The 20,799-nt window shown below is 55.1% G+C and carries 19 protein-coding genes; all 19 read left to right on the top strand.

What is annotated here, in order from left to right; translation table 11 throughout:
- The first annotated feature begins 171 nt into the window (after nucleotides 1-171).
- The 19 genes from hflX (at nucleotide 172) to J3U88_RS11610 (ending at nucleotide 20,697) form a co-directional block, all read left to right on the top strand.
- Nucleotides 172-1,446: a GTPase HflX gene (gene hflX, locus J3U88_RS11520; protein ID WP_243435900.1), complete on the top strand. Its 1,275-nt coding sequence runs from the start codon at nucleotides 172-174 to the stop codon at nucleotides 1,444-1,446.
- Entirely contained in the window at nucleotides 1,443-1,841 is a 399-nt protein-coding gene (locus tag J3U88_RS11525) for an NFACT RNA binding domain-containing protein (protein WP_207858906.1), read from the top strand. The genes hflX and J3U88_RS11525 overlap by 4 nt, the downstream gene beginning before the upstream one ends.
- Entirely contained in the window at nucleotides 1,838-2,860 is a 1,023-nt protein-coding gene (locus tag J3U88_RS11530; protein ID WP_207858907.1) for a branched-chain amino acid aminotransferase, read from the top strand. The genes J3U88_RS11525 and J3U88_RS11530 overlap by 4 nt, the downstream gene beginning before the upstream one ends.
- A gap of 73 nt (nucleotides 2,861-2,933) precedes the next feature.
- Entirely contained in the window at nucleotides 2,934-3,515 is a 582-nt protein-coding gene (locus tag J3U88_RS11535) for a MiaE family protein (protein WP_207858908.1), read from the top strand.
- Nucleotides 3,499-4,770, top strand: coding sequence for a glycosyltransferase family 2 protein (locus J3U88_RS11540; RefSeq protein ID WP_207858909.1), 1,272 nt, complete (start codon nucleotides 3,499-3,501; stop codon nucleotides 4,768-4,770). Before J3U88_RS11535 ends, J3U88_RS11540 begins: the two co-directional genes overlap by 17 nt.
- Before the next feature lie 261 nt (nucleotides 4,771-5,031).
- A complete protein-coding gene (locus J3U88_RS11545) occupies nucleotides 5,032-8,166 on the top strand; it encodes a DEAD/DEAH box helicase (protein WP_207858910.1) in 3,135 nt (1,044 codons plus the stop codon).
- Between the two features lie 3 nt (nucleotides 8,167-8,169).
- On the top strand, nucleotides 8,170-9,060 hold the full coding sequence (locus J3U88_RS11550; RefSeq protein WP_207858911.1) for an SWIM zinc finger family protein: 891 nt from the start codon (nucleotides 8,170-8,172) through the stop codon (nucleotides 9,058-9,060).
- Nucleotides 9,061-9,301: 241 nt separating this feature from the next.
- Nucleotides 9,302-9,913 (top strand): peroxiredoxin, encoded by a 612-nt coding sequence (locus J3U88_RS11555; protein WP_207858912.1) that lies wholly within the window; start codon nucleotides 9,302-9,304, stop codon nucleotides 9,911-9,913.
- A gap of 131 nt (nucleotides 9,914-10,044) precedes the next feature.
- Nucleotides 10,045-10,617: a superoxide dismutase gene (locus J3U88_RS11560; RefSeq protein WP_207858913.1), complete on the top strand. Its 573-nt coding sequence runs from the start codon at nucleotides 10,045-10,047 to the stop codon at nucleotides 10,615-10,617.
- 244 nt (nucleotides 10,618-10,861) lie between these two features.
- Complete coding sequence (locus J3U88_RS11565) at nucleotides 10,862-11,119, top strand: acyl-CoA-binding protein (RefSeq protein ID WP_207858914.1); 258 nt, start codon at nucleotides 10,862-10,864, stop codon at nucleotides 11,117-11,119.
- 21 nt (nucleotides 11,120-11,140) lie between these two features.
- Entirely contained in the window at nucleotides 11,141-11,926 is a 786-nt protein-coding gene (gene murI / locus J3U88_RS11570) for a glutamate racemase (RefSeq protein WP_207858915.1), read from the top strand.
- Between the two features lie 14 nt (nucleotides 11,927-11,940).
- On the top strand, nucleotides 11,941-12,687 hold the full coding sequence (rph, locus tag J3U88_RS11575) for a ribonuclease PH (protein ID WP_207858916.1): 747 nt from the start codon (nucleotides 11,941-11,943) through the stop codon (nucleotides 12,685-12,687).
- Nucleotides 12,672-13,280 (top strand): RdgB/HAM1 family non-canonical purine NTP pyrophosphatase, encoded by a 609-nt coding sequence (gene rdgB / locus J3U88_RS11580; protein ID WP_207858917.1) that lies wholly within the window; start codon nucleotides 12,672-12,674, stop codon nucleotides 13,278-13,280. The genes rph and rdgB overlap by 16 nt, the downstream gene beginning before the upstream one ends.
- A 282-nt stretch (nucleotides 13,281-13,562) precedes the next feature.
- Nucleotides 13,563-13,907 (top strand): STAS domain-containing protein, encoded by a 345-nt coding sequence (locus J3U88_RS11585; protein WP_207858918.1) that lies wholly within the window; start codon nucleotides 13,563-13,565, stop codon nucleotides 13,905-13,907.
- 17 nt (nucleotides 13,908-13,924) lie between these two features.
- Nucleotides 13,925-14,380: an ATP-binding protein gene (locus J3U88_RS11590; RefSeq protein WP_207858919.1), complete on the top strand. Its 456-nt coding sequence runs from the start codon at nucleotides 13,925-13,927 to the stop codon at nucleotides 14,378-14,380.
- Entirely contained in the window at nucleotides 14,364-16,145 is a 1,782-nt protein-coding gene (locus J3U88_RS34975) for a SpoIIE family protein phosphatase (protein ID WP_207858920.1), read from the top strand. The genes J3U88_RS11590 and J3U88_RS34975 overlap by 17 nt, the downstream gene beginning before the upstream one ends.
- Nucleotides 16,146-16,210: 65 nt before the next feature.
- Entirely contained in the window at nucleotides 16,211-17,569 is a 1,359-nt protein-coding gene (locus tag J3U88_RS11600; protein WP_207858921.1) for a sigma-54-dependent transcriptional regulator, read from the top strand.
- Nucleotides 17,570-17,646: 77 nt separating this feature from the next.
- Nucleotides 17,647-18,741, top strand: a complete 1,095-nt coding sequence (locus J3U88_RS11605) for a vWA domain-containing protein (RefSeq protein ID WP_341535182.1) — start codon at nucleotides 17,647-17,649, stop codon at nucleotides 18,739-18,741.
- A 693-nt stretch (nucleotides 18,742-19,434) separates the two neighbouring features.
- A complete protein-coding gene (locus J3U88_RS11610) occupies nucleotides 19,435-20,697 on the top strand; it encodes an efflux RND transporter periplasmic adaptor subunit (RefSeq protein WP_207858923.1) in 1,263 nt (420 codons plus the stop codon).
- The last annotated feature ends 102 nt before the right edge of the window (nucleotides 20,698-20,799 follow it).

Below are 20,799 nucleotides of genomic sequence, written 5' to 3' on the forward strand. Positions count from 1 at the left end.
CGCCGTCCGGCCCCAAAGAGGTTTGCCAACGGCGCGCTCTGCCTTCCACTTGCGGGGGACGCTCCGGCTCAAGTAAGATTGTAAGCGGCGTACTGGGTCCACCGACCGCTGTCGGTTGGCACCCTGAGGTCAGTAAAGTCAAAGATTAAGGACCGCATGCAAGACGTTGTAATGATAGGGGTCAAGCGACCCTCCGACCGAGCTTGGGAAATCGAGAACTACCTTGATGAGCTCAAAATGTTGTGTGAGAATGTCGATCTCCGCGGCAAATTTCGATTGGTTCAAAAGCGAGAGCAACCCGACCCCGCCCTATTTGTGGGCCGCGGTATGGTTGAAAAAATCCACAATTTGGTGGTTAACGAGTCGCTAAAAGCCGTTATTTTTGACGACGAACTCAGTCCGTCACAGCAGCGCAACTTAGAAAAACTCATTCCGGTTCCGGTTTACGACCGCACCTTTGTTATTTTGAGTATTTTCTTAGAGCGTGCCAAAACCAAGGAAGCCAAGGCCCAGGTTGACCTGGCCCGGCTTAAATACGAATACCCCCGTTTGAAACGCATGTGGTCTCACTTGCACCGTCAGGCCGGCGGTACCGGGATCCGCGGTGGTGAGGGTGAGAAACAGCTCGAGGTTGACCGCCGGATCGCCAGGCGGCGGATGCAGCGATTGGAGAAAACCCTTGCGAAGTTTGAGCAGGGGCGCAACACCCGCAAAAAGGCGCGGAGTCAGGACATAATTAATATCGCCTTGGTGGGTTATACCAACGCCGGTAAGTCCACTTTGATGAACCAATTGACCAAGGCCAACGTCGAAGCCGACGACCGTTTGTTCGTGACCCTCGACGCCACCTCGCGTCTGTGGTCGGTGGATCCGGTCATGAAAATCGTGCTTAGCGATACGGTTGGTTTTATTCGTAAGTTGCCCCACGATTTGGTTGCCTCCTTTCAATCAACCTTGACCGAGGTGCAGGACGCCGACTTGTTGTTCCATGTGATGGAAGCCAGCCATCCCCATCTTGACGAATTGAAGAAAACGGTTGAAGGCGTCATCGACAGCTTGTTGGATGAGCCGATTCCGACCGTGCTCGTGTTTAACAAAATTGACAATCTTTCCAAAATGGAATTGAAGAGTCTGAAGCGTGAGTATCCCGACGCCTTGTTTGTGTCGGCCTTGGATCGGATTGGGCTCGACGACATGCGCGAATTTGTGCGACGCCGGTTCCACCATCGCTTGCGGCAGGTTCAGTTGTTTATGCCCAACGAGGCGATGGGCCAGTTTTACCGTCTCAACGACTTTGGGCAAATTACCAACACCCATCACCTGGAGAACGGCATGCGCGTGCACTTCCGCGGTTTCAGCGAGCGGCTGGACGCGTTGTTGCGCGAGGTGCCGGAGCTGCAGTTGATGGAAAAAGGCAAACCGGCGCCGGTAGGGGAGTCGGTTTGAAGCAAGCACTGGAAGGTGTGCGTTGTTTTGACATGCCGGACGGCTGGGAAATCCTGGTTGGCAAAACGGCGAAGGACAACGACCGTCTCTCATTGCGCATCGGTCGCGCCGGTGACTTTTGGTTTCACGTGGCGGGAATGCCGGGTTCCCATGTGGTTGCGCGTCATGAAGCCCAACCACTTCAGTGCCCACGGGAAGTCAAACGTGTTGCGGCCGGGCTGGCCGCGTTTTACAGCAAAGCCAAAACGGGGGGTCAGGTCGCCGTTCATTGGACGACTTGCAAAAATGTGTCCAAAAAACCCGGTCTCGCGCCGGGTAAAGTCATGCTCAAGAAGTATGAAGCAATCAAAATTAGTCCGCTGGATCCCGATGAATATTTTGGAGGAAACCCATGACCACGAAGCAGTTCGTTGAAGAAGCACTCACCAAACCGTTCGGCACGGTTTACGCAGACAAGATGGCCGTGGCCCACTATCGCGACGGGTCTTGGACCCCCTTTGAGATTCAGGAAACCAAACCCTTTAGCATGCATCCCGCCGCCCACGTGTTGCACTACGGCAGCACTTGTTTTGAAGGGTTGAAGTGTCATCGTTGGGAAGACGGCTCCGTGCATGTGTTCCGGCTGGATCGTCACATTCAGCGTTTTCAGGGTTCCGCCGAGCGTTTGTGTCTCCCCATTCCCGACGCCGAATTGGTTGATTCCATGGTCTGTGAATTGGTTACCGCGTGTAAGGATTGGGCGCCCGCGTTTCCCGGCTCCCTTTACGTGCGACCCACCTTGATTGGTACCTTGCCCAGCATCGGCGCCGCCGCCGGCCCTTCTACCGAGGCGATGTTGTTTGTGATTCTTTCCCCCGTCGGCGATTATTTCTCGGGCGGCCTGCGTCCGCTGAAGTTGTTGGTTTCTGAACAGTTGCGCACGGCACCGACCCTCGGCATGGTCAAAACCGGTGGCAACTACGCCGCCGCTTTGTACGCCACCCGTCAAGCGCGCGCCAAGTACCAAACCGATCAGGTTCTGTTCGCCCCCGACGGCTTTATTCAGGAAACCGGCGCTGCCAACTTCCTGATGATTTCCTCCGAAAAAATTGTGACCAAGTCCTTGGATCCCAGTTTCTTGCACGGCGTAACCCGCGACTCGTTGCTGCAGTTGGGCGGCAAGATGGGTTACGAGGTGGAGGAGCGTGAGATCGCGGTGTCAGAGCTGTTGGAATGGGCCAAAACCGGTGAGGCCGCGCTTTCCGGGACCGCCGCGGTTCTGGGCGGCGTTGGTCAGCTTGTGTACCAAGAGGAAAACTACCGTGTCGGCACCGGCGAATACGGCGCGGAAACCGCCAAACTTCGCGCGGCCTTGGTGGATATTCACCGCGGCGCAAGCGAAGACACCTTCGGCTGGCTTAAGAAAATCGTTTAACACCATGGGTTCACAGGATTGTGGGGCGACCCTTTTGGGTCGCCCTTTTGCTTCAATACTGTAGGAGGCGCCTTTGACGGGGGAAGCAACCCTGCTCGAAAAAACACCCGATTCTTGGATCGAAGCCGTGCTGGCGGATTTTTCGTCCTTCTTGTTGGATCATGCCGCCGCGGAACGCAAGGCCTCGGCCATGGCCGTTTCTTTTGTGGTTCAGTACCCCGACCGCTTCGAACTACACACGCCCATGATCCGGTTGGCGCGCGAGGAACTGTTGCATTACCAGCAGGTCATGAGCTTGATACACAAACGCAACTTGGTTTGGGAGCGCGATGTCAAAGATCCCTACGTGGCTGCCTTGCGCGACCTCATCCGTACCCAGCGGGAAAAACGATTGTTGGATCGTTTGTTGGTCGGTTCCGTGATCGAAGCACGGGGTGTGGAGCGTTTTGGTTTGGTTGGTGAACATGTACCCGACCCGGATTTAGCCCGGTTCTACGCGCGCCTGGCCAAGTCGGAAGCGAACCATGCTGATTTGTTTACCCGGCTGGCGCGAAAGTACTTCGCATCGGCTGAGATCCAAGAACGCCTGGCCTGGTGGCGTGCGCGCGAGGCCGAGGCGATGTTGGCGGTGCCGCCACGTGCCGCGCTCCACTAAATACCATTCCGCGCCACTCCACGTCGGGATTCCGGTCTATGACGAATGGCCTTGGTTGTGCGAAACCCTGCGTGGTTTGGCAGCGCAGCAGGGTGCGCCTTTTGAGGTGTGGGTTTGTGTGAACCAGCCGCGCGATTTGCCCGCGACGGCGCCGGCGGCGGTTGCCAACCGCCGCGTTTTGGACTGGTTGGGCAGGGAACAAACCCATTTTCCCTTTCGGCTGCATGTGCTGGCGGCCGTGGGGGATGCCGGGCCTGATCCCGCTGTCGCGGGGGTCGGTTGGGCAAGACGGACCCTGTTCGATGCGGTGCATGCCGCCGCGGGAGATGCGGTGGTTGGTGTTTCCTTGGACGCCGATACCTTTTGCCCGCCCAATTATCTGGCCGAGGTGCGGGCGGTTTTTGACGGGGACGCGGGTATCGGCGCCTTGAGTGCGCCCTACCGTCATCCCGTGCCGGGCGACCCTGTCGCCGCGCGGGCGATCTTGCGTTATGAACTGTGGATGCGTTACTACCAGCTCAATTTGTGGCGGATTGGGTCCCCGTTTGCGTTTAGCGCCTTGGGTTCCAATCTTTCTTTTCGATTGGGTGCTTACCGGCGCGCGGGTGGTTTTCCCTTGCGTCAGGCGGGCGAAGATTTTTATCTGTTACAGCAGCTATGCAAAACGACGCGGGTGGCGGTGTGGTGCGCCGCCGAGGTTGCCCCGTCGGCACGGTTGTCGAGTCGGGTCCCTTTTGGGACGGGTGTGGTGGTCGGGCAACCGGATTTGTCGCTGCAGGAGACCCGTTTTCCTTTTTATGACTGCGCTGATTTTGACCGGATCGGCCAGACCTATGCTTTGTGGTCGCAACTGTTTCGGGGAGATGTCGCGTTACCCGTCGACGCTTTTTTGGCGCATCGACTCAAGGGCAAAGCGCCTTTTACCCGCATGCGAAAAAACTTTGCGGCGGATCAGGGGCGTTTTATCCGAGCCTGTTACGAGCGTTTGGACGGCCTGCGGTTGTTGCAGTGTTTGCGTTTTTATCGCGCGTTCGAGGTCGCCGCGGGACGCATTCCGCCGCGTGATGAAGATGCGCTTCAGGATTTGGCGAAACGCTTGACTTGCAACGCTTTGGTTCCCCGCGATTTTGCAACGACGCCCCTCACTGATTTAACCGCGGCACGTGATCAGTGGGCCGATTGGGAACACGCGCGGCGACGGACCGCCGTTGAGATTGGGCTGGATGCGCCGCGTTTTCGAAACGACCGCGGCTAAGTCCCTTTTTGCCGCCAACTTTTGCTTGGTGTTTCCTCCAAATTGCATTTAGAATAGGCGTTTATGAATGGCTGTGGCGCGTTTAGAGCAAAGAGCATTTCACGTTGAAACGATCTGCGCCGGCCCATTATGTTTTGACCTACACCAGAAAGAGCGGTCGTTCCTGAAGCGTTGAACCAGTCGAACGAGACCGCGTTCGCTCGGAGCATCATGCAAGTCGTACATGGTTTGTGGACCAACACGAAACGAGAAGGTCCAGGGTTGTTCGTATGGTTTGAAGACGAATCCATGCGACTGAAAAGCCAATTGTTTGAACCGATATCCGATTTTACCCCGGATGGTAAAGGGAAGGTGCGCGGCAAGAGCCTGCACGTGCCCGACGCCCATCCTTTCGCCCTCGACGGCCGCGATCTGCAGTTGGCCGTGAAAGGCTTGCTGCGCGGGAGTTTCGGCGGTGTGGTACCACCTTTAACCACAACCCAAATTGACCTAATGGTGCCGAGCCTTGAAGAAATGCCGTTGCCCTCGCCGCACCTCAAAAAGATCATGCTCGGTAATAAACCGATTAGCGGCGATTTAACCCTCAGCTCGTGGCGGGTTCAGGCGGTGCATTTGTCGCCCGCGGTTGCGCTTAAATGGTTGGTCGGTTTGCGCATTCCCCGCGTCAATGCGACCTTGGCCTTTGGGGAATCGATTCGTTTTTGGAAAGACGCCTCCAACCTCGTGTTCTACAGTCTGATTCACGGCACTTATCAGCCTGTTTTAGAAAAAGTCGATCACCAAATTCACGCCCACTGGTTGCTGAACGCCAAAATTCTCGCAAACCAATTGGAGCACCTCCACAAACGCTTGCCCGATTGCTGCGCCTCCGAATGGAGTGCCGAGGGCGCGCGCCGCACCAAAGATTCGATCATTCGCGACTTTTTCGACACCTCGATTGATTACCTCGTGCGCAATGTCGCCGGGCCCTCGGCCCTGGGTGCCTTTGCCGACGGCCGCAATCAACGCAAGCGCAAGAAGCAAAACCCGCTTGATTCATTGACCTTGCCCTTGCTTAAAGCCCTGTATGGGAAACAGAATACCTTTAGTGCCGCGCGGGACGTGCAGACCGCTTTTGTGGCCATGGTTTCCAACTGGTTGGGGACTTCCTCCCAGGCCGGTAACCGCTTGTGGCAAACCTGTTTTACCATTTTGCCGCCGGACATCGGCGGTGCAAAAATTGAAGATCTCAATCCCAAGGCCCGCGTGTGGCGCGTGGTTTTTTCGCTGCAAAGTACCAAGGATCCAACCCAGCATATTTACGCTCAAGAGATTTGGGAAAACTTGGTGCCGACCCAAACCGGCGGCGAATCCCTGCCTGAAAAGTTTTTGCGCGATTTGGGGCGCGCGCTGCAACACGTACCAAAATTGCGTGAGATTCTCGAGTTCCAGTACCCGACCCACCTGGATCTTTCCACCGAGGAAGTTCACCATTTCCTCGCCGAGCAGGTGCCGCACTTGCAGTCGGCCGAGTTCGGCGTGGTGCTGCCCAACTGGTGGAAGAAAAACACCAAAAGTTTGACGACCCGCATCCAGATCGACAGCTCGACCTTCGAGAGTTCCGGCATGTTGGGTTTCGACTCGATGGTGAACTTTTCATGGACCGCTGCCGTCGGTGGCAAAGCCATTTCGGACGAAGCCTTCCAGAAAATGGTCAAACACAAGATGGCCTTGTTGCCCATCGACGGGCAGTGGGTTGAGATTGCTTCAACTGATTTGCTGACCGCCGTAAACTTTTTTACGGATCGCGAGACCCGCGGCGAAATGACCTTGCGGGAAGCCGTGCAAATGGGACTCAAGAGCGAAGACCTCAAGTCTGCCTTTGGCGATGTGGCCTTCGACTACGAAGGAACCCTGGCTCAGTTGTTCGACAGCAAAGGCGACGAACTGCCGGTTTTGGAGCACCCTAAGAACTTGCAAGGTACCCTGCGGGCTTACCAGCTGCGTGGCCTGTCTTGGTTGGTCTTTAACGACCAGCTTGGTTTTGGGGCCTGTTTGGCCGACGACATGGGTTTGGGTAAAACCATTCAGCTTTTGTCGCTGCTGCTTTACGAGCGCGAGCAGAAGTTGGTCACAGGACCTGGGTCACCGACCCTGTTGGTTTGCCCCATGTCGGTTGTGACCAACTGGTACCGTGAGGCGGCCAAGTTCACCCCTGAACTGCGGGTCATGATTCACCACGGAACCAATCGCCACGGACCGGAGACCTTTTTTAAGGTCGCCAAAAATGTGGACCTCATTATTACCACCTACCACCTCATCAACCGCGACGCCGAGATGTTCCACGATCAGAAGTGGCACCGGATTGCTTTGGACGAGGCGCAAAACATCAAAAACCCGGGCGCGCAGCAGACCCGTGCGATCGTGGCGCTGGACACCGAGAAACGCATCGCGTTGACGGGTACGCCGGTTGAGAATAAGTTGTCCGAGCTGTGGTCGATCATGGAGTTTTTGAACCCGGGTTACCTGGGCACCCTTAAGAGTTTCCAGTCGCGCTTCGCCCTGCCGATTGAGCGCCAAGGGGATCGCAAGAAAGCCCAGTTGCTGCGCAAGCTAACCCAGCCCTTTATTTTGCGTCGCCTGAAAACCGATAAAGCCATCATTCAAGACCTGCCTGAAAAGAACGAAATGAAGGTGTACTGCGGTTTGACCGATGAGCAGGCCGCGATGTACCAGGGCTACGTACAGCAGCAGATGAACCAGATCGAAAACGCGGAAGGGATTCAGCGCAATCAGTTGGTTCTGACCACCCTGATGAAACTAAAACAGATCTGCAACCACCCCGCCCATTTTTTGGCCGATCAAGGCGAAATGGATGCGCGTTCGGGCAAGCTGATGCGTTTGACGGAAATGCTCGAGGAAGCGTTGTCCGAGGGCGACAAGTCGCTGATTTTTACCCAGTTCACCCAAATGGGTTTGTTGCTCCAAAAACATTTGGGCGAAAAGTTCGAACAAGAAATTTTGTTTATGCACGGTGGGGTCAGCCAGGTTAAGCGCCAGGAAATGGTGGACCGTTTTCAGAGTGCCACGGGTCCGAGGGTGTTCATTTTGACCGTAAAAACCGGGGGCACCGGGATCAACCTCACCGCCGCCACCCACGTCTTCCACTTCGACCGTTGGTGGAACCCGGCGGTGGAGAACCAAGCTACCGACCGTGCCTTCCGCATCGGCCAGAAACGCAATGTCCAGGTCCACAAGTTGATTTCGACCGGAACCTTGGAAGATCGAATCGACATGTTGATCGAAAAGAAAAAAGAGTTGGCTGAGAATATTGTGGGATCGGACGAGGCGTGGTTGACGCAGTTGTCGACCGATGCGTTGCGCGATATTTTGACGCTTTCGCTTAACGAGGGGTAACCGATGCGAAAACCCGTGGCGCGCGGCAAGGTTTTGCCGGCGAAACCGAGACCCAAAAACACGACCGTGATCGCATTGACGGGGACGCCGCCGGCGGCCAAACAGACCTGGTGGTCGCAGCGTTTTATTTCCGTGTTGGAGTCCTTCAAAATGGGCAGCCGTTTGGCGCGCGGTAAGGCCTATGCCGAGGAGTCCAAGGTGCTCAAGTTGGCCATGTCCCGCGGCATCGTGACCGCCACTGTCCAGGGCAGTCGCAAGGCCAGTTATCGCGTCAGCATTCGCCTTGAGCCTTTGTCTGACTCGGCTTGGAAGCAAGTCACGCACAATCTAACCCGCAAGGCGATTTACGCGGTAGAATTGCTCCAAGACCAGATGCCTCAAGACGTCGAGGCCGTATTTGCATCGGCGCACGTCAGTCTTTTTCCGGCGCGTTTGGAAGAGTTGGAAAGTAGTTGTGACTGTCCTGACTGGTCGAACCCGTGCAAGCATATTGCCGCCACCTATTACATCCTCGCCCAGCATTTCGATCTCGATCCGTTTCTGATCTTCGTGTGGCGAGGTCGCTTAAAAACCCAAATCATCGAATTCTTGCGCAACTATTGGCGTCAGGGGAAACCCAATCGCAACGGGTTTGCCGCCGCCAACCCGGCCAAGATCGAACTGAATGATTATCAAACGTACTGGAACGGACATTTAGACGGCCATGAATCGACACCCCTGGATCCCTTCAGTGAATCAGTCCCCGATTCGTCCATTCGCAAGTTGGGCGGCTCGCCGGTTCAATTGGACGGGCGCGACATCGCGGAGATTTTGGCCGACGCTTACAACATCACCAGTGACGACATCCGGGCATGGGCGACAGACAAAACCTTGCGTGGCGGCGGCGCCCGCTAATTGCGGCCTTTACCGCGCTTTTTTGAGCGAGTGTGCCCGGCTAACCCGGCGCTTGCAGTTTCCCGCATTCGCGTGCATACTGTCTCGTTCTCATGGTGCTCATGCGCGTTTCCAACAATTTCGGGCTGAACGGTTCAGCCCCGTGCCGTCCTCGTACGGCCTTTCGGTACCGTGACCCAATCAGCCGGTACCGATTTCGTTCATCTTGTTCCATCTAAGACACCCCAAAGGAGCTTTTGATATGTTAGTGACCAAGCAAGCCCCTGATTTCAAGGCGACTGCCGTCATGCCTGACAACGAAATCAAAGAAATCAGCCTCTCGGACTACAAAGGCAAGAAAGTCGTTTTGTTCTTCTATCCGCTCGATTTCACCTTTGTATGCCCCACTGAACTTTTGGCGTTCGACAAACGTGTCGGCGAGTTCGAAAAACGCGGCGTTCAGGTTCTCGGTTGCTCCATCGACTCTCAGTTCTCTCACTTGGCTTGGAAAAACACCCCCGTTGACAACGGCGGTATCGGTCAAGTCGGTTACCCCTTGGTTGCCGACCTCGACAAGTCCATCGCGCGCAACTACGACGTTCTGGTCGGCCGCGACGAAGAAGGTAACGGCGGCGCCGTTGCCCTGCGTGGTTCTTTCTTGATTGACGAAGACGGTGTGGTTCAGCACGCCGTTGTGAACAACCTGCCCCTGGGCCGCAACATCGACGAAATGCTGCGTATGGTTGACACCCTCAACTTCCACCAAAAGCACGGCGAAGTATGTCCCGCCGGTTGGAAAGAAGGCGACTCCGGTATGACTGCTTCTACCGAAGGTGTTGCCGACTACCTGAGCAAAAACGCCGAAAACCTGTAAGCGAAACTTGCGAAGCCGAGGTGCGTTCTGGTTGGGCGCCCCTCGGTTTTTTACCGTGCGTTCCCGCGGTGCTTGGGTTGCCCCGCAAACCACGGTTTCAAACGAGTCCCACAAAACTGAAGGAGATGGTCATGGCTGTTACGCTTCCTGAATTACCTTACGCTCTGGACGCCCTTGCGCCCCACATTTCAAAAGAAACACTCGAATTTCACTACGGCAAACACCACGCCGGTTACGTGACCAAGTTAAACGCCGCCATCAAAGACACCGACATGGACAGCCTCAGCTTGGAAGACATTGTTAAAAAAGCCGAGGGTGGTGTCTTTAACAATGCCGCGCAAATCTGGAACCACACGTTTTACTGGAACTCGCTGAGCCCCAACGGCGGCGGCGATCCCAGCGGTGCCTTGGCCGATGCCCTTATCAAAGACTTCGGTTCCATCGAAGCCTTCAAAGCCCAGTTCACCCAAAAAGCCGCCACCCTGTTCGGCAGCGGTTGGTGCTGGTTGGTTAAAAACGGCGATATCCTCGAAATCGTGCAAACCAAAGACGCCGATTGCCCCTTGACCGACGGCAAAACCCCGTTGTTGACCTGCGACGTTTGGGAACACGCCTACTACATCGACTACCGCAATGCCCGCCCCAAGTACATCGAAGCCTTCTGGGCGCTTGTAAACTGGGACCACGCCGCCGGCTTGCTGTAAGTTTCTCGTACCCCAAACCCCAAAACGCCGACTTTCCTTTTGAAAAGTCGGCGTTTCTTGTTTGGGCGGTGTGTTTTCTCGGTAGGCCGCTTTGCGTGTTGCGAGGCCGGTTTTCGCTTGAAACTTGGAGGCTGATTCGCTTTGATGGGAGCACATCGAATCCCATTCGAGCGCCCGAGCCGCCCCGCGACGGTGGCCGGCGGTTATTCGGCTTCCTCATGGAAGCCTTCAAAGAGGTGAGACAATGAGTTTAGACGAGCGTTTTCAAGATGCGGCCGCGCGTGCCAAAGATCTGCCCAGTCGCCCCAGCAATGAAGATTTGTTGAAGATGTATGGTTTGTTCAAGCAAGGCACTTCCGGTGATGTCAGTGGCGATCGTCCCGGCGCTTTTGATTTCAAAGGCCGTGCCAAGTACGACGCTTGGGCGGGCCTGAAAGGTACCGGCCAAGACGATGCCAAGGAACAGTACATTGCCCTGGTCGATAGCTTGGCCAACGGTTAATCCAACAGGAAGGCGGTGGTTTTGACGGCGATTGGGGTTTTTGACTCGGGGATCGGTGGTTTAACTGTATTGCGCGCTTTGAAGCAGGTTTTACCGGAAGAACCCTTTATCTATTTGGGCGATACCGCCCGCTTGCCCTATGGCAGCAAATCCCCGCGTACCATTCGCAACTACCTTCATCAAAACGTCGCCTTCCTCGAAGGCTTGGGTGTCAAAGCGGTTGTTGTGGCCTGCAATACCGCCTCCTCTGTCCTCGACGGTGAGAAGGTATCGGGAATCCCCCTTTACGGCGTTATTGAGCCGGGTGCGCGTGCCGCCACCGCCGCGTGCCCGGGTGGGGTGGTCGGGGTTTTGGCCACGCGGGCGACCGTTGCCTCGGACGCCTATCGCCAGGCGCTGATGCGACTCAACCCCGAGGTTCAGGTTGTTTCCCAGGCATGCCCGTTGCTGGTTCCCTTGGTGGAAGAAGGCTGGGCCGACGATCCTGTTACCGAAATGGTGTTGCAGCGATACCTGGCCGAGCCCCTTCATGCGAATGTTGCGGCCTTGATCCTGGGCTGCACCCACTATCCTGTGTTAAAACACGTGGTTCAACGATTGGTTGGGCCGCACATTCAGGTCATTGATTCAGCACAGACCACCGCTCAGGTGGTTCGCGACGATCTGGCCGCCGGCCGTATTCCCAAATCGACCAACTCGGGTGGCATCAAGGTATTTACGACCGATATGTCGCCGGCGTTTCGTGATTTGGGCGCCCGCATCCTGGCCCCCTATCCCATCGAATCTTGGTCCCTGGCCGATTTATAGAGGTACCCCAGCTTATGTCACAACGATCCTTTGGCCGCGATGCTCGCACCGCCAGGCCGCTCGACTTTCAGTGCGACTTCACCCAAAACGCCGACGGCTCCGTGTTGGTTTCTACCGGCAATACCAAGGTGATTTGCACCGCATTTTTGGAAGACAAGGTTCCCGGTTTCTTGAAGAACCAAGGGGTCGGGTGGGTTACCGCCGAGTACGGTATGTTGCCGGGCGCCACCCACCAGCGCACCTTGCGCGAGGCCGCCAAAGGAAAGCAGCAGGGGCGGACCGTTGAGATTCAGCGTTTGATCGGCCGCAGTTTGCGCGCCTGTGTCAATTGTCAGGATTTGGGGGAGCGCACCATTGTCATTGATTGCGATGTGATTCAGGCCGATGGTGGCACGCGGACCGCCGCCATTACCGGCGGTTGCGTTGCGCTTTACCTCTGTCTTTGGAAACATCGCAAAAAGTTCTTTTCGCCACCGCTGGCCGGTCGGGTCGCCGCCGTCTCCTTGGGCATCCTGGACGGTCAGGTCCTGGTTGATCTCGATTACGAGGAAGATTCCACCGTGGATGTCGACATGAATTTGGTCAAAACCGAAAGTGGCCGTTTCATCGAAATCCAGGGCACCGCGGAGAACCGTCCCTTCTCCCAGGAGCAAATGATGCAGGTTTTGGAGCAGGGTGGTGCCGCGCTGGATACCGTGTTTGAAAAACAAAAACAAGCGTTGCTGAATTACGGGGTGGAGCCGGCATGGTTGACTCGGTAACTTGGTTGTTGGCCACCGGTAATGCCGGGAAAATCAAAGAGCTGCGCCGTTTGTTGGCTGAATACCCCGTGTCTGTCAAAGGTTTAAGTGATTACGGTTTAAAGGGTGATGCGCCTGAGACCGGGGAAACCTTTATTCACAATGCCAAACAGAAAGCGACCTACTACAAAGAACGCGTGAATGTACCGGTGTTGGCCGATGACTCTGGTTTGGAGATCGACGCCCTGCAGGGACGGCCGGGCGTGCATTCGGCGTATTTTGGGAATTTGACAACCGCTGAAGAACGCAACGCCTACACGCTGGACCTGCTGAAAGGGGTTCCGCCGGAGCGGCGTACCGCGCGGTTTCGCTGCATGGCCGTGTTTTTTGACGGTGCCCGCTGGTTCCAGCACGACGGTACCGTCGAAGGCTGGATTGCCGAGGCCCCGCGCGGCGACGGTGGGTTTGGCTATGATCCGCTTTTTTTGCTGGCGCCTGAGGGCCCCGGCTTGGCCGAAATCGACGCTGTCGAAAAAAATAAAATCTCGCATCGAGGTAAGGCGTTTCGCGGCTTGTTGGCCGACTTGGCCGAGGCTGGGGTTTTGCCGCGGTGATCTTGGTTTGGACCGAGGTTTGGCGTTGCTCGGGCCGGCCTTAACCAGGGCGCGGGCCTTGCGCGTCAGGTGCGGTTCACGACCGTGATGGGTCTTGTTCCAGGAACAACAAAAGGTGAATCGTGTTGCTTCGCCTTTCAATTCCTGCTAAAACGGGGCAGGCTACCCAAATTCATTCGTTGTGCCGCGGTTACGATGCGAGGACTGCAACCTTTTTCTTTATAATCCCGTACACAACACACTAGCTTCTCCCATGTCGGGAAGCGGTTCGAGGAGTATTTAATGGCGGAATTAACCATTCACGCGGTCGAAAAGGAAAGTGCGAAAGTGCTTTATCCCAATGGTTACATTAACGCCCATACCGTGCAGGACTTTGAGAAGTCGATCCAGTCTATCTTGGAAGAGAAAGCCTACAAGATCGTCATCAACTGCAATGAACTCGAATATATTAACAGTTCTGGTTTGGGTGTCTTGATGGGCGTCGTTGAGGAAATAACTGAAAACGAAGGTTTTCTCTGGCTCTCGAACATGAACGAAACCGTGTTTAACATTTTCGACACCTTGGGGTTTACGCATCTCTTCAATGTTTACCAAACCGAAGAAGAAGCGCTCGAGGCGATTAAGTAGAGGCGGAGACTGATCTGATGAACGATCTCCATACAGGCAAAGTCGAAATCACATTTCCCAGCCACACCCAATTCGTGCATATGATCACGATGTTGGCCAGCAATGCTGCGACCGTGGCCGGCTTCGACGAAAAGCAGGCGGGCAAGGTTGCGATTGCCACCGATGAAGCTGTCACCAATGTGATTCGCCATGCTTACGGCGGTCGCTCGGATCGCTTGATTTCGTTCACGGTGGAGATTACCCCTGAATCGCTGATCCTGAAAGTCGCCCACACCGGGCAAGGCCTCAAGAAAAGCGATATCAAGCTGCCCGTGATGAAAGAGTATTTGCAAAAGAAGAAGCCGGGCGGTTTGGGCTTGTTTATTATCAACAAGTTCATGGATGAAGTGGATTACTTGGACGGCGAAGAAAATTGCTGCTTAATGACGAAATACCGCAACAAAGCAGGTAACCAAGGTGCCAAAGCAGACTGATCTCTTTTTCGATTTGGTCGAACAACTCCGCGTCGGCAATCCCGATGACGGCAACATTTCCCGTCGCCTCAATGAACTGATCGCCTTAAGCGAGCTGATGGCGACCCTCAACACCGCGCGTGAACTCGACGAAATGCTCGATATTTTGTTGTTGACCATGATGGGGCAGCATCCGTGTTCCAAGGCCGGTATTTTTGTCCGCGAAGATAAAGGTTGGCGACTCGGAATTAGCAAAGGGTTTCGTGGCAAAGGTTTGGTCGCGGATCAATTGCCCGCACCCGATGATTTGGCTGATTTGCCGCCCGTCTTGCATGTCGACGAGGCTGCCGACGGTCCCCTGGAGCCGCTGTTTGAATCCTTCCGTTTTGAGCGGGTGATTACCGCGCGCAATGAAGAAAAACTCGTGGGTTTGATCTTTTTGGGCAAATCCCTGCTCGGCAAACTCAGCGAGGACAAAACCACCTTGCTCAAAATGTTCGCCGACTTCGGCGGTGTGATTATGGGTAACCGCCTTTATCGCGTCGATTTGGAGAAGGTGAACCGCCAGTTGCAGCGCCGCGTGTTCCAGTTGAATACCTTGTACGAGATTACCGGCGCCTTCGCGCGCTGTTTCGAGCCCGATGATGTCTATCAGATTTTGGCCAACAACATCATGGGTAACTTTTTCATCAGTCGTTGTGCCGTCTTAACGGATTACCGCCAACCCTCGCCGGCGTTTGTGAAAGGTTTGGCGCGCGACACCACCATCGACGGCGGACTCGACGAGGCCTCCTTGGCTGATTGGCCCCGACAGGTTTTGAAGCGCGACCAATTGCCCTGTCCTAAAATGAAGACGTTTATGAGCGCCAACAAGTTGGCCTATGGGGTGCCGATCTTCTCCGAGGATGTTTACCTCGGGGTGCTGCTGCTTGGTTCGCGCTTGGATCGCAAACCGCTAAGCGACGCGGATCGCGAGTTTATGGTTTCCTTGTCCCAGCAGGCCGCGGTGGCGCTGGAAAATGTGCGCTTGCAGGCCGAGGTTTTGGAAAAGAAACGCATGGAACGCGAGCTTCAGCTTGCGCGCGAGATCCAGCAGCGTTTGTTACCCAAGGCGATTCCCGCCTTAGACGGTTATCAAATTGACGCGGAAATGCGCCCCTACAATCATGTCGGCGGCGATTTTTACGATTTTTTCCAGCATAAAAACGGCTGTTTGAGCTTTTGCTTGGCGGATGTTTCCGGTAAAAGTTTGCCGGCCTCCATGATTATGTCGACCGCCCAGGCTTCCCTGCGTGCCTTGACCTCTTTTGACGGCATGAGCCCCCACCAGGTGATTGAGAAATTAAACCTGCACCTGTTCCAATCCACCCAGTCCAATAAATTTGTGACGCTGTTTTTTGGGTTTCTCGACCCCGAGGACCACACCCTAGAGTACATTAACGCCGGTCATAACCGCCCCATTATGGTGTGTTCCGAACAAAAGGTGCAACTCTTGCATAAGGGCGGTATGATGGTGGGCATGTTCCCCAATGCGAAATACGAAGTGGGTACCGTTCCCTTCGAAAAAGGCTCGCTTCTTTTGGTTTACACGGACGGTTTGTCCGAGGTAGCCGATGAGGAGGGCGAGGAATTGGGTGATGATCGTTTGGTTGATCTGGTCAAGCGTTACCAGAAGGAAGACGATGTGGGTTTCGGTCGTCGCCAAATCGTGAAAGCGGCGATGGACTTTAGCAAAGGTGAGATGGTTGACGACCTGACCTTGTTGTTGATTCGCCGCAACACCTGATCGCGCGCCCCGCATCCTTCGCACGGCATGCCACCGGCCCTAAATTCGCGAAGCAAGGTGTCACCATGAAAAAAAAAGCCGCCAAAATATTGATTGTCGACGATGACGACGGGATTCGCCGTAGTTTGGATAAAATCCTTCGCTACGAGGGTTTTGAAACCGTGCCGGCCGAGAACGGCATGCAGGGTGTCAACCTGGCCCTTCAAGAAGAGCCCGACCTGATCATCCTAGATATCAAGATGCCGCGTATGGACGGCTTGGAAGTCTTACAGACCCTGATCCAACAGGGGACGCGAGCGCCGGTTGTCATGATAAGTGGACACGGCACCATTAAAACCGCTGTAGAGGCCACCCAACTCGGTGCCTTTGACTTTTTGGAAAAACCCTTGGATCGCGAGCGGCTGCTCATCGTGGTGCGCAACGCGCTCGAGAAAAAAGGTCTCCAGGAAGAGAACCAGGCCCTTCAGCGCAAAGTCGATGATCGCTACGCCATGGTTGGCGAACATCCGCAACTCGACAAGTTAAAGGATCGCATTGACCGTGTCGCCGCCACCAATGCCACCGTTTTGATTACCGGCGAGTCCGGTACCGGCAAGGAACTAATCGCCCGTCGCGTGCACGGCGCCTCTGGTCGATCCGGTCACTTTGTGCAGGTCAACTGTGCCGCCATTCCCGAGGAGCTGATCGAGTCCGAGCTGTTCGGCCACGTCAAAGGGGCTTTTACCGGGGCGACCGACAACCAAATGGGCAAGTTCCAGTTGGCCGACGGCGGGACCTTGTTTCTCGACGAGGTGGCCGACATGAGTTTGAATACCCAGGCCAAGGTATTGCGGGTTTTGCAAGAAGGCGAGGTACAAGCGGTTGGCTCCAATAAGATTTTGACCGTGGATGTGCGTGTGGTCGCCGCTACCAACAAGGACTTGGAAGTGATGATCGAAGAGGGCAAGTTCCGCGAGGATTTGTTCTTTCGGTTAAACGTGGTACCGATTCAGAGTTTGCCCCTGGCTGATCGGCGCGAGGATATTCCGCGGCTGGTGGCGCACTTCAAAGCCGCTTTTGAAGCAGATAACGGAATTAAGCCGTGTGACCTGTCGCCGCGGGTCACCGGCTACCTGCAAAACCGCGCTTACCGAGGCAATATTCGCGAGCTGAAAAACCTGGTTGAGCGCATTTTAATTCTCGGCGAGGAAGAGGTTTTGGACGGCCAGGCGCCTAAGGCCCCGCCCGCGCAAGGCTTCCAATTCGAGGCCTTCACCACCCTTAAAAAGTTCAAAGAGGAAATGGAGCGCGAGTTCATTATCGCCAAGTTGCGCCAGTTCAACGGAAATATTTCAAAAACTGCTGAGGCGATTGACACCCCGCGTAGTAACCTATACAAGAAATTAGAGTTGTACCAATTAAACGTTGATGAACTGCTTGCTTAAGCAACCCGTTCCAAGCTGACTTTTCCGATGCGGTGAATGGGCTTTTCTCGTTCATCGCAAGTGAGGTCGCGTTGTTTGTGTCCCTACTGCTCGTTTCCTGTTTGGCCGGAGATCTGACTTTTCTGGAGCCGCGGGCCGCGCGTTTTGCCGGTCAGACCGCCGTGGCTTTGGCCTTTGACGGTGATGTAGACGAACTCTTGGGGATTGAATTGTTCGTTAACGGCGAATCGGTGCACTACTTTGAGGAAACGCCCTTTGAAACCACCTTGGATTTTAGCCGTTTTTCCGAAGGTGAATTGGTGTTGCGCGCGGTGGCGACTTTTTTTGGTGATCGAACCACCGCTGTCGAACTGAAAGGGGTTAATTATCCCCACTTCCACGAAACCGATGTTCGTTTGGTACGGGTGCCGATCAAGGTGGATCGCCGTAAAGAAACAGATACCCTTGCTTTGCCGGATTTTGTGCTCAAGGAAAACGGCAAGCCGCAAAACCTAGAATATTTGTTGGATGAGAACCATCCGCTCGACCTGGTGTTGGTCCTTGATTTTAGCGGGTCGATGGAAGGGCGGGTCCCGATTCTTCTGCGGGGTGTTTCTAATTTATTAAACCGGCTCCATGCGCGAGACCGCGTGCAGGTGATCGGTTTTAACGTGCGGGTTTTTGAAGTGTCGCCACCCGAGACCAACAAGGATTTGGTGAAACGCCGGTTGTTTGCCGTGAAACCCGACGGCGCTACGAATCTTTACGGGGCCGTCTACTCCGGTGTGAAATTGCTGGCCAAATCCAATCAACGGCGTGCCCTATTGGTTTTTACCGACGGCCGCCACGATTTAGATGATGCGCCCGATCATTACAAGCGGGGGTTGGTGGATTGCATTGATTTGGCAGTAAGCAACGGTGTGCCGATTTATACCCTGGGCATCGGTGGGGATACGGACCCCGATATTTTGGCAGAGCTGGCGCTTAGGACCGGGGGCACCTATTTTGCCCTTAAAACCGGTAAGCAGGTGCGCGGTGCCTTTGACGCCATCGGCGGTCAGCTTAGCGATCAGTATTTATTGTGTTATTACACCCAGTCGCGTTTTCAAGGATGGCACGACATCGAAGTCTCCTTGCAGCGGCCTGTCAAGGCGGTGACCTATCCCGGTCGGCTCTATTTTTCGGACCCTTAACCCGCGCTGCTGGTCAATAAATGGGTGATGCATTAAACTTTAAGGCTGTCCTCTACGACTTAAGACTAGGAGCCCTTTCGAGTGGTTACCGATGTTGTTGCAAGCAGCATGTTGGTGGCAAGGTGCTTGTGGCGTTCCCGAGTGTGGCGGTACTTCTTCTGAGCCATGCGGTTGCGCGTCGCAGGTCGTGTCCCAGGACTTTTTTGAATGGGTGTTGGTGAATGAGACCTTTTCGCCGGACGGTGCCCGTATCGGTGGAACGGCGAATGGATCGCGATGGTTTTAACATAAGAAGCGCTGAAGCGAGGGTTTTTGCTAAAAGTCTGGAGCACAATGGCTTGGGAGAAGCGAGCCGGGGTCGCGCACGACCGCACCTGTCGGATTCGCTGAGCAATTTTACAGGCCGTTGCAGCGCCGAGGTTTCGCTGAAATCATCGCGAGTTATCCTGTTTCTTAGGTTTTATCCGTGTTCAAGCCGGGTTAGAACGGCCGGCAATCCCAAATTCTATGGGTTTTTTCTTCTTTGTTTTACGCGTTATGAGGTAAGAATCCGCCTAGAGGTGTGACTGGATTCACCGGGGGCGCGCCGCAACTGAGAAAGTTGGACAAATGCTGTGAGCAACAACAAGTCGTTGCGTTAAGGCTAAGGGTTTGGTGAGGCCCTTTGGTGGTTTTTAAGGAATCGAGGTAACAATGCAATATAGTAGGCCGTTTTTGGGTCTGTCCTTGGTAGTGGTATTGATCGCGGGTTTTCTGGGTTATGGGTATTTTGCCAAAGCCGACACCGAGGCGGAAGGCGCTGACAAAGAAGAAACCAAGCAGGATTTGGGCAAAGCCATGTCGAGCTTGGACCAAACCTTTGGCGGCAAGGAAACCGCCGTCCCGGTAAAAGCCGGGCAGGTGGCCCGCGGTGATCTTATTCAAAACGTGGCCTCCCAGGGCCGTGTTCATGGTTACAAAAACATCGAGCTGGTTAATGAAATTGCCGGGCGCCTGGTTCAATACGCCGTGCGCGACGGCGATCAGGTCAAAGCCGGCGACATCATCGCCAAAATTGACGAGCGCCAATACCAGCTCGCCTTTCGCGAGGCCGAGGCCAATTTAATTAAAGCCGAGGCCGAGTTACTGGCTGAAAAAGTCGGTAGCTTGCCGCCAGGCGAGGATAATAATCCCAGCGCGCTGGCCGCGGCCATGGCTAAATTGGAAAAAGAGTACAAGTCGGGCTTGATCGCTGAAAACGATTACAGCCATGAGAAATTAAAAATCGAATTGCAACAGGGAAAGGTGCAAAACCGTCGCAATGCCGTCATCGAGGCCCGTACCGTTTCCGTCGCGCGGGTTGCCTTGGATCGGGCCAAGCTTGATTTGGAGCGCTGTGTGGTGCGTGCCCCGTTCTCCGGGCGTGTCTTTGAAGTTCAAGTCACACCCGGTCAATACCTTAGCGCCGGAAGCGTGCTCTGTCGTTTGGTGAATCTAGACGATTTGGTTGTCAAAGCGCAGGTGTTGGAATCGGAGATGGGTTCCGTGCGGGTTGGCAGCAAGGCGGTGGTCGCTTTTACCGCGTTGCCTGACCTTGGCGCCCTGGTGGGCCGGGTTGAGGCAATCAGCCCCTTGGTGAATTCCGACGAAAAAACCGTTGAAGCCATCGTGAGTTTTAAAAACCGTGACGGGCGTGTGCGGCCCGGCATGTTTTCCGAGGTGTCGATTGATGCCGCCGTATTCCAAGATCGTATCATGATCCCCAAAACCGCCCTGCTTCTCCGCAACAAAAAACATGTTGTTTTCAAGGTGAATGACGAGAGTCGTGCCGACTGGATCTACGTGACCATTGGTGCCGAGAACAACGAATTTGTCGAAATCACCAAAGGCGAATTGGCCGAGGGTGATTTGGTCTTGGTTGACAACCACTTCACCATGGGCCACGGTGCCTTGGTCCGTGTCGTCAATAAGAAATAGGCTTCTTTGGGTACGCTGTCGCCCGACCGATTGCGCCCGTTCGTTATTGGGCACCCAGGTGCTCAACGCGCCGCGTTCCTCGGTATGCGCCATTGTGGTCTT

It is taken from the genome of Acanthopleuribacter pedis, assembly GCF_017377855.1.
Classification (GTDB): Bacteria; Acidobacteriota; Holophagae; order Acanthopleuribacterales; family Acanthopleuribacteraceae; genus Acanthopleuribacter; species Acanthopleuribacter pedis.